At 60.5% G+C, this 12,411-nt stretch carries 12 protein-coding genes and 1 pseudogene; 2 read left to right on the top strand and 11 right to left on the bottom strand.

The window, feature by feature from the left end:
* Positions 1–132 precede the first annotated feature (132 nt).
* From NKJ72_RS18510 to eno, 5 genes are all read right to left on the bottom strand, one after another.
* Positions 133–1,506, bottom strand: a complete 1,374-nt coding sequence (locus tag NKJ72_RS18510) for a pyruvate dehydrogenase complex dihydrolipoamide acetyltransferase (RefSeq protein ID WP_352478824.1) — start codon at positions 1,504–1,506, stop codon at positions 133–135.
* Between the two features lie 17 nt (positions 1,507–1,523).
* Complete coding sequence (locus NKJ72_RS18505) at positions 1,524–2,909, bottom strand: pyruvate dehydrogenase complex E1 component subunit beta (RefSeq protein WP_352478823.1); 1,386 nt, start codon at positions 2,907–2,909, stop codon at positions 1,524–1,526.
* Positions 2,910–2,924: 15 nt separating this feature from the next.
* The gene (gene pdhA, locus NKJ72_RS18500) at positions 2,925–3,914 is read right to left on the bottom strand and encodes a pyruvate dehydrogenase (acetyl-transferring) E1 component subunit alpha (protein WP_245274631.1); all 990 of its coding nucleotides are present in this window, start codon (positions 3,912–3,914) and stop codon (positions 2,925–2,927) included.
* Positions 3,915–4,136: 222 nt separating this feature from the next.
* Positions 4,137–4,457, bottom strand: coding sequence for an FtsB family cell division protein (locus NKJ72_RS18495; protein WP_352478822.1), 321 nt, complete (start codon positions 4,455–4,457; stop codon positions 4,137–4,139).
* A gap of 136 nt (positions 4,458–4,593) precedes the next feature.
* Positions 4,594–5,868 (bottom strand): phosphopyruvate hydratase, encoded by a 1,275-nt coding sequence (gene eno / locus NKJ72_RS18490; protein ID WP_352478821.1) that lies wholly within the window; start codon positions 5,866–5,868, stop codon positions 4,594–4,596.
* A gap of 213 nt (positions 5,869–6,081) precedes the next feature.
* Here eno and NKJ72_RS18485 point away from each other — a divergent pair, with 213 nt between their 5' ends.
* Positions 6,082–6,204, top strand: coding sequence for a hypothetical protein (locus NKJ72_RS18485; protein ID WP_084642452.1), 123 nt, complete (start codon positions 6,082–6,084; stop codon positions 6,202–6,204).
* A 77-nt stretch (positions 6,205–6,281) separates the two neighbouring features.
* On the opposite strand, the gene NKJ72_RS18480 is transcribed toward NKJ72_RS18485, so the two are convergent.
* The 5 genes from NKJ72_RS18480 to NKJ72_RS18460 form a co-directional block, all read right to left on the bottom strand.
* Entirely contained in the window at positions 6,282–6,647 is a 366-nt protein-coding gene (locus tag NKJ72_RS18480; protein WP_352478820.1) for a PRC-barrel domain-containing protein, read from the bottom strand.
* A gap of 122 nt (positions 6,648–6,769) precedes the next feature.
* Positions 6,770–7,621, bottom strand: coding sequence for a 3-deoxy-8-phosphooctulonate synthase (kdsA, locus tag NKJ72_RS18475; protein WP_254817187.1), 852 nt, complete (start codon positions 7,619–7,621; stop codon positions 6,770–6,772).
* Complete coding sequence (locus tag NKJ72_RS18470; protein ID WP_352478819.1) at positions 7,618–8,502, bottom strand: VOC family protein; 885 nt, start codon at positions 8,500–8,502, stop codon at positions 7,618–7,620. Before NKJ72_RS18470 ends, kdsA begins: the two co-directional genes overlap by 4 nt.
* 97 nt (positions 8,503–8,599) lie before the next feature.
* Positions 8,600–8,887 carry a Dabb family protein gene (locus tag NKJ72_RS18465; protein WP_254817185.1) on the bottom strand — a complete coding sequence of 96 codons (288 nt, stop codon included), beginning with the start codon at positions 8,885–8,887 and terminating at the stop codon, positions 8,600–8,602.
* A gap of 103 nt (positions 8,888–8,990) precedes the next feature.
* Complete coding sequence (locus NKJ72_RS18460; protein ID WP_292655342.1) at positions 8,991–9,125, bottom strand: hypothetical protein; 135 nt, start codon at positions 9,123–9,125, stop codon at positions 8,991–8,993.
* Positions 9,126–9,283: 158 nt separating this feature from the next.
* On the opposite strand from NKJ72_RS18460, the pseudogene NKJ72_RS18455 reads away from it, so the two are divergent.
* Positions 9,284–10,274: pseudogene (locus tag NKJ72_RS18455) on the top strand (glycerophosphodiester phosphodiesterase family protein).
* Positions 10,275–10,359: 85 nt separating this feature from the next.
* Here NKJ72_RS18455 and NKJ72_RS18450 read toward each other — a convergent pair.
* Positions 10,360–12,339 (bottom strand): bifunctional 2',3'-cyclic-nucleotide 2'-phosphodiesterase/3'-nucleotidase, encoded by a 1,980-nt coding sequence (locus tag NKJ72_RS18450; protein ID WP_352478818.1) that lies wholly within the window; start codon positions 12,337–12,339, stop codon positions 10,360–10,362.
* Positions 12,340–12,411 lie beyond the last annotated feature (72 nt).

Genomic DNA, 12,411 nt, shown 5'->3' with positions numbered 1-12,411 from the left:
TTCCCCGCTCCAACAAAGACCTATCCGCAATCGCTACCGCCCGAACAGCCAATGTACGATAATCGTTTACGAGCCGGATTGGATGGAGGCGAAAAGGCTGGTGTAGAATTTCCGCACCGCCCTGTTCCCTGCTTAGACCAGCATGCCCATCGGATTTTCGATCATGCGCTTGAAGGCGACGAGCAACTCGGCGCCGAGCGCACCGTCGACTGCGCGGTGATCGGTCGACAGCGTCACCGACATGATTGTTGCGATCTTGATCTCGCCGTTCTTCACCACCGCGCGTTGCTCGCCGGCGCCAACCGCCAGGATCGTCGCATGCGGCGGGTTGATGACGGCAGAAAAATCCTTGACGCCGAACATGCCGAGATTGGACAACGCCGTGGTGCCGCCCTGATATTCTTCCGGCTTCAGCTTGCGGCTGCGGGCGCGGCCGGCAAGGTCCTTCATCTCGTTGGAGATAACGGACATCGTCTTTTCGTCAGCACGCCGGATGATGGGGGTGATGAGGCCGCCGGGGATCGACACGGCAACGCCGACATCGGCGTGCTTGTGCTTGATCATGGCGTTTTCTGTCCACGACGCATTGGCGTCCGGAACCGCTATCAGCGCCATGGCAAGAGCCTTGATGACCATGTCGTTGACCGACAGCTTGTAGGCCGGCGTTTCGCCCTTCTCGGTCTTCTTCACCGGGGCGGCCGCATTGATCTGCGTGCGCAGGGCCAGAAGTGCGTCGAGTTCGCAGTCGAGCGTCAGATAGAAATGCGGGATGGTGGTCTTGGCCTCGACCAGCCGCCGCGCAATGGTCTTGCGCATATTGTCGTGGGGGGCCAACTCGTAGGAGCCTTCGGCAAACAGTTTGAGCACCTGCTCGTCCGGCATCGCCTTGGGTGCTGCGGCGGCAGGCGCCGCAGCGCCAGCGGGGGCCGCTTTTGCTGGTGCCGCCTTGGCGCCGCCACCAGAAATTGCGGCATCGACATCGGCCTTTACCACGCGGCCGTGGGGGCCGGAGCCGGTCAGCGCCGCGATATCTATACCGGCTTCGCTGGCGATGCGCCGGGCCAGCGGCGAGGCGAAGATGCGCTCACCGTTTGCATGGCCGTTGGCGGCCGGCGCCGCTTCCGCCTTAGCTGCAGCTGCGGCAGGCTCCTGCTTCGGCGCTTCGGGCTTTGGTGTTTCAGCTTTGGAGGCGTCCGCTTTCGGAGCCTCAGCCTTTGCCGGCGCAGCGCCGTCACCGCTTTTCGCGGCGGCCGCCGCATCCTCCCCCTCAGCCGCCAGCACCGCGATCAGCGCATTAACCTTGACGCCTTCAGTGCCCGCCGGAACCACCAGCTTGGCGACCGTGCCTTCGTCGACGGCTTCGACTTCCATCGTTGCCTTGTCGGTCTCGATCTCGGCAATCACGTCGCCGGGCGAAACCTTGTCGCCCTCCTTGACCAGCCACTTGGAAAGGTTGCCCTCTTCCATTGTGGGCGACAGCGCCGGCATGGTGATGTTGATAGGCATTTTGTCCTCCGCCCTGCTCAGCGATACGTCACGGCTTTGACCGCCTCGACGACCTCGCCGACATTGGGCAGCGCCAGCTTTTCGAGGTTCGCCGCATAGGGCATCGGCACGTCCTTGCCGGCAATGGTGATGACCGGTGCGTCGAGGAAATCGAAGGCGCGCTGCGAGACCTGATTGGCGATATGGTCGCCGACCGAGTTCTGCGGAAAGCCTTCCTCGACCACCACCAGGCGATTGGTCTTTTTGACCGAGGCGATGATCGTGTCGAAGTCGAGCGGGCGGATGGTGCGCAAGTCGATTATCTCGGCATCGATGCCCATGCCACGCAACTCCGCCTCGGCCTTAATCGCGTAGGTCATGCCGATGCCGAACGAGACGATGGTCACGTCCTTGCCGGATTTGTGAATGCGCGCCTTGCCGATCGGCAGCACGAAATCGTCCATCTTCGGCACGTCGAAGGAGTGGCCGTAAAGGATTTCGTTCTCGAGGAAGATGACCGGGTTCGGGTCGCGGATCGCCGCCTTGAGCAGACCCTTGGCGTCGGCGGCGGTATAAGGCATCACCACCTTCAAGCCGGGAACATGGCTGTACCAGGCGGCGTAGCATTGCGAATGCTGCGCAGCGACGCGGGCAGCCGCCCCGTTCGGGCCGCGAAAGACGATCGGGGCGCCCATCTGGCCGCCGGACATATAGAGCGTCTTGGCGGCTGAATTGATGATCTGGTCGATCGCCTGCATGGCGAAGTTGAAGGTCATGAATTCGACGATCGGCTTCAGGCCGGCCATCGCCGCGCCAACACCAACGCCGGCAAAGCCGTGCTCGGTGATCGGCGTGTCGACCACGCGCCGCGGACCGAATTCCTGCAACAGGCCTTGCGTGATCTTGTAGGCGCCCTGGTACTCGGCAACCTCCTCGCCCATGACAAAGACATCGCCGTCGCGGCGCATTTCCTCCGCCATTGCATCGCGCAAGGCTTCACGCACCGTGGTCGAGACCATTTCGGTGCCGGCCGGGATGTCGGGATCGGCGACAATTTCCAGCTTGGGCGCGGCGGCAACAGGTGCTGCAGCTTCGCTCTTGGCCGGAGCAGCCGCGGGCGCTTCCGCTTGCGACTCAATGGCCTCCTCGCCGATACCTTCGCCTGCCTCGTCGACGTCTTCGCCATCGACGGCCAGCACAGCGATCAGTGTGTTGACTTTGACACCCTCGGTGCCGGCAGGAACCACGATCTTGGCAAGGGTGCCGTCGTCCACGGCTTCGACTTCCATCGTTGCCTTGTCGGTCTCGATCTCGGCAATGGCGTCACCGGCTACGACCTTGTCGCCCTCTTTCTTCAACCACTTGGAAACATTACCCTCTTCCATGGTCGGCGAGAGGGCGGGCATGAGAATTTCGATCGGCATGTCCTTTCCCTCTCGTTAAAGTACGATGTCGGTCCAGAGCTCGGACGGATCCGGCTCCGCGTCGTTCTGGGCAAATTCTGCGGCGTCGGCGACGACGTCGCGGACTTCCTTGTCGATGGCCTTGAGTTCGTCCTCGCTTGCCCATTTCTTGTCGAGCAGCCGCGCCTTGACCTGCTCGATCGGGTCACGTTCGGAGCGCATTTTCTGCACTTCTTCCTTGGAGCGGTATTTTGCCGGATCCGACATCGAATGGCCGCGGTAACGATAGGTCTGCATTTCGAGAATGAGCGGCCCGTTGCCGGCGCGGCACCATTCGGCGGCGAGGTCGCCGGCGGCCTTAACGGCGCGCACATCCATGCCGTCGACCTGGATGCCTGGAATCTTGAAGGAGGCGCCGCGGTGCGAGAAATCTGTCTCGGCCGAAGAGCGCGAGACCGAGGTGCCCATGGCGTAGCGGTTGTTCTCGATGATGTAGATCACCGGAAGCTTCCACAGTGAGGCCATGTTGAAGCTTTCGTAGACCTGGCCCTGGTTCGCGGCGCCATCGCCGAAATAGGTCAGCGTCACATTGTTGTTGCCGCGATAGCGGTTGGCGAAGGCAATGCCGGTGCCGAGCGACACTTGCGCGCCGACGATGCCGTGGCCGCCGTAAAAATGCTTCTCCTTGGAGAACATGTGCATGGAGCCGCCTTTGCCTCTCGACAGGCCGCTACGGCGCCCGGTCAGTTCGGCCATGACGCCGCGCGGTGACAACTCCATCGCCAGCATATGACCATGGTCGCGATAGGCGGTGATCATCTGGTCGCCATCGATCAGCGCCATCTTCATGCCGGTAACGACCGCTTCCTGGCCGATGTAGAGGTGGCAGAAACCGCCGATGAAGCCCATGCCGTAAAGCTGGCCTGCCTTTTCCTCGAAGCGGCGGATGAGCAACATGTGCCGGTAGGCGGCAAGCTCCTGGTCTTTGGTGAATTCAACAGGCTTCGGGGTGGAAAGGCCCGGCATCTTGCCGTCTGATTTGGATTTGGCAGGCGCTTTTCTGGTGGCGGTGGCCATGCATCACTCCCTGTTGGCGTCTCTTGGCGGACAGCGAGGGAGATCAGTTCTCCCACCGATTTGAGGCAGGCTAACATGCAGGGAAGGCTTTCGCCATGCCGAAAACGCATGGCTGTCATGCATCTAAGCAATTAAAATCATTGCAAATATCGCCGATTAACTGAAATCGGGTTATCTTGCGACCGGCAACATGATGGTGATCTCGTCGGCGTGGGACAGATTAAGCGCCTTGCGCGCCTGCTCGTCCAGCATGTCCTTCTCCAGCGTGCCCTCATGCATCAGCTGAACGCGGCGCTCGAGATCGATCCGACGTGCCTTGACGGTATCGAGCCTGCCCTGCAATTCGGCAGTCTCGGCTTCGAGCCGATACTTGGAATATATCCCGAACTCGCCATGATAGGCATGGAAGCCGAAATAAGTCAGGAACACCACGCAGAGCGAGGGGATGATCAGCCGGCCGGTGTTTCTTTGCTTGTGCTGGCGTGTCCACATGGTCCGAATCCTCTACGCCGCCTTTGTCGCCCGATTGTGCTTAATGGACGGTTACAGCCTGTTGGATTCAGAGCCAGGAAGCAAAAAAGGGCGGGAATGTCCCCGCCCTCGCCGCCACGGATTTTCTCTCTCGAAATCAGCTTTTCACGATCGACTTGCCGGCATATTGCGCCTGCTTGCCGAGCTCCTCCTCAATCCGGATGAGCTGGTTGTACTTGGCCATGCGATCCGAGCGCGACAGCGAGCCCGTCTTGATCTGCCCGCAATTGGTGGCAACGGCGAGGTCGGCGATGGTCGAATCCTCGGTCTCGCCCGAGCGGTGCGACATCACCGCGGTATAGCCGGCCTTGTGCGCGGTCTCGACGGCGTCGAGCGTTTCGGTAAGCGAGCCGATCTGGTTGACCTTGACCAGGATCGAATTGGCGACACCCATGCGGATGCCGTCGCGCAGCCGCGCCGTGTTGGTGACGAACAGATCGTCGCCAACCAGCTGCGTTTGCTTGCCGATGAGATCGGTCAGTATTTTCCAACCGTCCCAGTCATCCTCCGCGAGGCCGTCCTCAATGGTGATGATCGGGTAGTCGGCAGCAAGTTTGGCCAGATATCTGGCCTGTGCCTTCGGGTCGCGGGTTTTCCTCTCGCCTTCATAGACGTAGTTACCATCCTTGAAAAATTCGGTCGCCGCGCAGTCGAGGCCTAGCGCAACCTCCTCGCCAGGCTTGAAGCCAGCCTGCTCGATCGATTCCATGATGAAGTCGAGCGCGGCCGGCGCGCTCTTCAGGTTGGGAGCAAAGCCGCCCTCGTCACCGACATTGGTGTTATGGCCGGCGTCCTTCAGCTTCTTTCGCAGCGTATGAAAGATCTCCGAGCCCCAGCGCACGCCGTCGCGCAGCGTCGGCGCGCCGATCGGCAGGATCATGAATTCCTGGAAATCGATCGGGTTGTCGGCATGCGCGCCGCCATTGATGATATTCATCATAGGCACCGGCAGCACATGGGCCTTGGTACCGCCGACATAACGGTAGAGCGGCAGGTCGGCCGCTTCGGCCGCGGCCTTGGCCACCGCCAGCGACACGCCGAGGACGGCGTTGGCGCCGAGCCGGCTCTTGTTGGCCGTACCATCGAGCTCGATCATGGTCTGGTCGATATGGATCTGATTCTCTGCCTCCATGCCGCCGATCGCCTCGAACAGCTCGCCGTTCACCGCCTCGACCGCCGTGAGCACGCCTTTGCCGAGATAGCGGGGGCCGCCATCGCGCAGTTCGACCGCCTCATGCGCGCCGGTAGAGGCACCGGACGGCACCGCGGCGCGACCCATCGAACCGTCTTCGAGCACGACGTCGACCTCGACGGTCGGATTTCCGCGGCTGTCCAGGATTTCACGCCCGACAATGTCGATGATGGCCGTCATTGCGATGTCCCCGATTGATCGATTGAAGCGTCGCGCACCTCTTAGCCAAAGCGCCGCAAAACGCAATCGGGGCAGTTGCAAATATTGCCCCGCGCCCATTGCCGCTCTTGGGACTCACGAAGCACAAAACACTGTCATCATTTGTCATAGGCCGCATGCCGGTTTCTGGTTTATGGCTGTTGTCGCGCGGGGCGAAACAGGAGGAGTTTCGCCATGTCCCAGTTGAGCGGTATTGTGAGTTTGTTCCTGATCGCGGCTGCGTTCCTGACGTCGTGCGACAATCAGCAACCCCCGCAGGGATCGTCGCCTTTGCCGGCCCTGCAGATTGCGCAGTAGCAACCCGCCACATCGAAAGGCCCCCGATTTCCCGGGGGCCTTTTTGATTCCAGGAGACTTAGTCAGTGCCAGTAAGGTCAATGCCAGTAAGGCTCGACCTTGTAGTAGTTGTATGAGGCGTCACGTGCGGCCTCGCCGTCGGCGCCGGTCAGCTCGTTGATCGAGTAAGAAGGAGCGGCCATCAGCTGGTCTTTGGTGAACGGCACGACATAGCCACCCTTGTCCTCGTCATAATCAAGGCTCGCCCACGGAATGGCGTGGTATTTCTCGCCAATGCCGAGAAATCCGCCAAAACCGATCACGGCAAACATGATTCCGTTCGACAATTTGTCGAGCATAACGTCCTCGATGTCGCCGATATGAGTGCCTTCCGTGTTGTAGACCGATGTGCCGATAACCCGCGAAGCGGCGATGGCTTCGGTGTGTCCCGTCTGGGTCGTCATGGTGTTCTCCTCGTCGTCGTTGACATTAGATTTTGACAATGAGGGCCGCGGGCTAAGGTTCCAGGCGGGTTCGAAATTCTTCAAAGTTTTCTTGACGACGCTGCTGTGGCGCAACTGCTGGTTCAACCCACGCTCTTGGCGATGCGATCGAAGGCCATCAGTCGTTCAAGCAATGCGGGAAGATCCTTTAGCGGCACCATGTTGGGACCGTCGGAAGGCGCGTTGTCGGGGTCCTGGTGCGTCTCGATGAAGACGCCGGCGACGCCAACCGCGACGGCCGCGCGCGCCAGCGTCTCGACAAAGCGCCGGTCGCCTCCAGACGAACCGCCCTGCCCACCCGGCTGCTGCACGGAATGGGTGGCATCGAAAATCACCGGCGCACCGATCTCGGCCATGATCGGCAGCGCCCGCATGTCGGACACCAGGGTGTTGTAACCAAAGGATGCGCCGCGCTCGGTCACCAAGACATTGGCGTTGCCGGAGCCGATGATCTTGGCGACGACGTTCTTCATGTCCCACGGCGCGAGGAATTGGCCCTTCTTCACATTGACCACCTTGCCGGTTCTTGCCGCAGCAATCAGCAAATCGGTCTGTCGGCTGAGGAAGGCAGGAATCTGCAGGATATCGGCATGCGGAGCGACGATCGCGCATTGTTCCTCAGTGTGGACGTCGGTCAGGATCGGCAGCGCAAAATTCTTGCGCAAGTCGTCGAAGATCGGCATTGCCGCTTCAAGTCCCGCGCCGCGCGTGCCGCCAAGCGAGGTGCGGTTGGCCTTGTCGTAGCTGGTCTTGTAGACGAGCCCAATGCCGAGCCTTTCAGTCAATTCCTTTAGCGCACCGGCCATGTCGAAAGCGTGCTGCCGCGATTCCAGCTGACATGGACCGGCGATCAGCGATAAGGGCGCGCTGTTGCCGAAAATGACTTTGCCGACCGCAACGGAAGAGTTCGGCATCAGTGGATTGAGCTTGTTCATGCGATCTCCCGGAAAATGAAGGCGGCGCCCTGCCCTGGCGCCGGCGGCACGATGATATCACCGCCGCGCGTGTGGTGTTCGACGGAATTGGCTGCAAACAGCTTGGCGACGGCGTCGGCGTGCCTAATCGAAAAGACGATCCCGGCATAGCGGAGTTCAGATGGCGCGCCGGCAGGAATGCCGAAGCGTGCCGAATAGGCTGCAGGATCCAGAATGGTCACTACGGCATTCGGCAGCTCATAGACAGTGCCGCCCTGCGCCTCGATTCCGGCTGCGATCGAAATCAAGCGGCCTTGTTCGAAAGGTTCGCCAGTGACTGCTACGACTTCGACAATGCCGGTTGCGCCATTAGCGTGGCCCTGCAACGCAGTGCGGTCGACGTTCGGCGCATTGATCCGCTCGCAGGCGAAGAGAAAAGCGTCCGTTGCCTTGCCTGTAGCCGCGAAGGCCAGTTTGAACGATGCGGTGTCGCTCTTTCCCGTCGCATCGGTGAAGGCGCGCGAAAAGCTTAGCGCGTCCCCCGCCGACAGACCGGCTTCCATGTAACGCGCGTGGTCCGCGGCGGCGCTTTCGGTGCCCAGCGCCACGGCAGAAAATCCTTCATCGCCGTTTTCTTCGCGATAGGTGCGATCACGCGCGACAAAGACATTGCGGTTCGCGATCGCCTTTGCCACGGCCTGTCTGTCGGCGACCACGAGCGGCTCGAGATAGGTGCCGTCGGTGTGGAAGACACAGCAGTTTTTCGTTCCGAAAGGGTGGATACCTGTCGGCGCAACAGTAAAGCCAAGCAGGGTCAAGCGCGCCCGCGCAATATCGAGGCTCGCGGTCGGCAGCACCAGGTGATCGAGCGGATGAGGCCTTGCGGAGGTGTTCTCGGTCATGTCCCGCGCGGTGTGCCTCATTCCTGAAAATGGTTCAAGGGCTTGGCCGACGCCTCAGCGGCAAGACCATTATCAGCGCCTAGGGGACGGCGGCTCGTCAACTTGCAACGATGTCGGCCGAATAACGCAATTCGCGTAGCGGTTTGACCCGGCTGGTCGTCTCTGCATAGAGCGGATGCGCCTTGTAGGCGGCGAGCGCCGCTTCGTCCTCGAACTCGGCGTAGACGACCACATCGATCTCATCCGAGAGCGGGTCGACCTTGGTGTTGAGCGTTACCTCGAAATGACGCGAATGAGGTATCTTGCCAAGCGCCAGGAGGCCCGTGCGCACTGCCTCGACATCCGCTTTATGCCGTGCGCTGAAGAAAACGATATGCCGGATCAACCCAGCCTCCTCGACCGTTGGACCGGCGTTCTTTTGTGTCAGCGGCAGCGTGCCGTCAATCGGCAGGTTTGTCGCGTCTGCGAACCGTAGCAGCGAAGAGAAACTACACCATGCTGGTTACATAGTGCACGATGCGGGTCACCTCCCTGACCGTCCTGTCGAGGTAGCGGCCTTGGTTGTAAATGCCGTCCCAGATCAGGAAAAAGGTGACGGTCGTGATGACGATGACATAACGCATGACTAAAACTAGCGCATATGGACGGCTGCAACCATAACGATTCCAACGCTGCTGGGGACCCTCCCCGGGAATCTTTAGCGGCCGTTTGATCTGCCCGGCCGTCAAAAAGTCCGATCGTGACGCAGGATGCGGCCATAACGGCCAATGGGAATCATATCATGCGCAGACGGACGATCTCCCTCGTTGCAATTCTTGTCGCTGCGGGCGGCATCTGGCTCAACAACACCTCGCTGCTTTCGAGCCGGCCGGCCGGCACCCCTTCGGTGCTTGCGCATCGCGGCCTGGCTCAGGATTTCGACCGTACGAACCTCGGATCGGAAACATGCACGGCCGCTCGCATGCTGACGCCGCGCCATTCCTTCCTCGAGAACACGATACCGTCGATGGAAGCCGCCTTCGCGCTCGGTGCGGACGCGCTCGAACTTGATGTCCATCCTACCACGGACGGCAAGTTCGCCGTCTTCCACGATTGGACGCTGGATTGTCGCACCGACGGCAAGGGTGAAACGCGCAGCCATGCAATGTCCGAATTGAAGACGCTCGATATTGGTTATGGCTACACTGCCGATGGCGGCAAGACCTTTCCGTTTCGCGGCAAGGGTGTCGGCATGATGCCGTCGCTGGATGAAGTCTTGCAGCGCTTCCCGAACCGGCGCTTCAACATCAACGTCAAAAGCAACGATCCCAAGGAAGGCGAGATGCTGGCTGCCCTGGCTCGCCACATTGACGCCGGCCGAGCGCCCCAATCTGACGGTCTATGGCGGCGACAGGCCTATGGACGCGGTCAAGGCAGCATTGCCGGATACGCACACGCTGAGCCGCGCATCCCTGACGCGCTGCATTCTTCGCTACACTGCGCTCGGCTGGAGCGGCTACGTTCCTGATGCCTGCCGCCAGGGCACTTTGCTCATCCCCGTCAATATCGCAAAGTGGATGTGGGGCTGGCCGGACCGTTTTCTCGACCGTATGGACGGTGTCGGCAGCCATGTCTACCTGCTCGGTCCCTATTCCGGCGGCGGCTTTTCACAAGGCCTCGACGACCCAGCCTCGATCGACCAACTGCCGGACGATTATTCCGGTGGGATTTCGACGGACGCACTGGATCTGGTCATGCCTGCCGTCAAGCGGCGTTTCGCACCACGTGGGTGACAAGGCCATCTACTGGAAAAAGGTTTGCCATACCGGACAGTATCTTAGCGCTGAGACAGTTTCGAGTCGACGCTCAAATCCTCACCTAGAGAGTGATGCGGTACTTGGCAAACCCTGCTTCGCCCTCGCCCGCCGGCTCGATCTTCAGCGACGTCACTTGCGCAATGAAATCCTTTGCCCTGGCGCCGGTCTGGAATACGACGCTGGTTCCCGGTAGTGGCGCAAACGACCAGTTGGCGTCCGCCGACGGATTGATGGTGCCTTTGCTGACGATATAACGCACGATCACATCGCGGTTGGTGTCGGGCGCTTCGTAGATGATCTTCGAGGCATTGATCTGCGGGAAATTGCCTCCGCCGCCGGCTCGGTAGTTGTTGGTGGCGACGACGAATTTCCGCTTGGGATCAATTGGTTTGCCGTTGAACATCAAGTCAATAATGCGGTTCGAGCCAGCATTCACCAGCCCGCCCTTCGAATCATATTTCGGTGGCTGCGACAGATCGATTTTGTAGGTGACGCCGTCGATCACGTCGAAATTATAGGATGGGAAGTCAGTGTTGATGAGCGCCTGGTCGGCTTTGCCCGGTTCGATCCGGTTGAAGATGCCGGCCGACATTTCCAGCCATTCCTTCACCTCCGCTCCGGTGATTTCGACGGCGCGCACCGTGTTTGGATAGAGGTAGAGGTCGGCGACGTTCTTGATGGCGATATCGCCCACCGGCACGTCGGTGTAATAGTCGGCGCCGTTGCGCCCACCCGCCTTGAACGGTGCCGCCGCCGACAGCAGCGGCATATCCTTCCACTCGGTGTTCTTCAGGATGTCCTTCAAGTACCAGGTCTGCGCCTGACTGACGATCTGGACCGATGGATCGTCGGCGACCAGCGCAAAATAGGAATAGAGCGGCGCCGAGGTTTTGCCGACAGGCCGGCGCACATAGGCGAGCGTCGCCTCGTGATCCTGTTTGAGCGCGTCGACGATGCGCTGGTCGTCCGCGACGGTCGGCTTGTTCGTCTTGTCGACCCGCTCAAAGATCGGCCTGGCCTCAGAGGTCGCCGAGACGATTTTCCATGTCGATCCGTCGCGCTCCAGCAACAGATCGATCAGCCCCATATGCGAGCCCCAGAAGCCGGCCATAACGGCGGGCTTGCCTTGCAGCGTGCCTTTCGCCGGATCGACGGCTTCCAGCAACTGAAAGTCCTTCTTGCCAGGGAAGACGAGGTGCTGGTGGCCGGTGAACACCGCATCGATGCCTTCGACACCTGCCACGAAGACGGAGGCATTCTCCATCATGTCGCTTTGCTTCACGTCGATGCCGGAATGGGAGAGCGCAATGACGATGTCGGCGCCTTCTTCCTTCATTTGCGGCACCCACGCCTTGGCCGCCTCGACGATGTCGCGCGTCTTGACACTTCCTTCGAGATTTTTCAGGTCCCAGACCATGATCTGCGGCGGCACGAAGCCAATGATGCCGATCCTGATCGGTTGCTCGGCGCCCGATCCGTCTTTGATCTTCCTGTCGAGGATGACATACGGCTTGAGATAGAGCTTGTCGTCGCGCGGGTTCGCGGCGAGCTCGGTGCCGCGGATCAGGTTCGCGCAGACGAACGGGAAATTGGCACCGGCCAGCACCTTGTCCATGAACGACAGGCCATAGTTGAACTCGTGGTTGCCGAGCGTCGAGCATTCGTAGCCGAGCAGGTTCATGCCCTTCATGACCGGATGCAGATCGCCATCCTTCATCCCTCTCTCGTAGGCGATGTAGTCGCCCATCGGGTTGCCTTGTAGAAGGTCGCCATTATCGACCAGCATCGCGTTGGTTGCTTCCTTGCGCACGGCTTCAATCAACGATGCCGTTCGCGACAGCCCCATCGTGTCGTTGGCTTTGTCGGCGTAGTAATCGTAAGGCAGCACATTCACGTGGATGTCGGTCGTCTCCATAATCCTCAGATGCGCCTGATTGGCTTGAGCCCGGGCGGAGAACGGATGCAGCATAATCAGCGCTCCGCTCACGGCAACGCCGGCGAGGAAATCGCGGCGTGAGACGAGGTGGCGCAGTTGGGACATTCGTTTTCTCTTTCTTCCACGACCTGACAAGTCCTGCCCGAAGCAAAGCTTCGCGCCGAAATCCAGCCGAGT

This window comes from Mesorhizobium sp. M0045, from assembly GCF_040323385.1.
Classification (GTDB): Bacteria; Pseudomonadota; Alphaproteobacteria; order Rhizobiales; family Rhizobiaceae; genus Mesorhizobium.
This window is presented reverse-complemented; position numbering and strand designations above follow the sequence as displayed.

Coding starts and splice junctions, on each gene's coding strand:
- NKJ72_RS18510 (WP_352478824.1), bottom strand. CDS start 1,506: ATGCCTATCAACATCACCATGCCGGCGCTGTCGCCCACAATGGAAGAG.
- NKJ72_RS18505 (WP_352478823.1), bottom strand. CDS start 2,909: ATGCCGATCGAAATTCTCATGCCCGCCCTCTCGCCGACCATGGAAGAG.
- pdhA (WP_245274631.1), bottom strand. CDS start 3,914: ATGCCGGGCCTTTCCACCCCGAAGCCTGTTGAATTCACCAAAGACCAG.
- NKJ72_RS18495 (WP_352478822.1), bottom strand. CDS start 4,457: ATGTGGACACGCCAGCACAAGCAAAGAAACACCGGCCGGCTGATCATC.
- eno (WP_352478821.1), bottom strand. CDS start 5,868: ATGACGGCCATCATCGACATTGTCGGGCGTGAAATCCTGGACAGCCGC.
- NKJ72_RS18485 (WP_084642452.1), top strand. CDS start 6,082: ATGTCCCAGTTGAGCGGTATTGTGAGTTTGTTCCTGATCGCGGCTGCG.
- NKJ72_RS18480 (WP_352478820.1), bottom strand. CDS start 6,647: ATGACGACCCAGACGGGACACACCGAAGCCATCGCCGCTTCGCGGGTT.
- kdsA (WP_254817187.1), bottom strand. CDS start 7,621: ATGAACAAGCTCAATCCACTGATGCCGAACTCTTCCGTTGCGGTCGGC.
- NKJ72_RS18470 (WP_352478819.1), bottom strand. CDS start 8,502: ATGACCGAGAACACCTCCGCAAGGCCTCATCCGCTCGATCACCTGGTG.
- NKJ72_RS18460 (WP_292655342.1), bottom strand. CDS start 9,125: ATGCGTTATGTCATCGTCATCACGACCGTCACCTTTTTCCTGATCTGG.
- NKJ72_RS18450 (WP_352478818.1), bottom strand. CDS start 12,339: ATGTCCCAACTGCGCCACCTCGTCTCACGCCGCGATTTCCTCGCCGGC.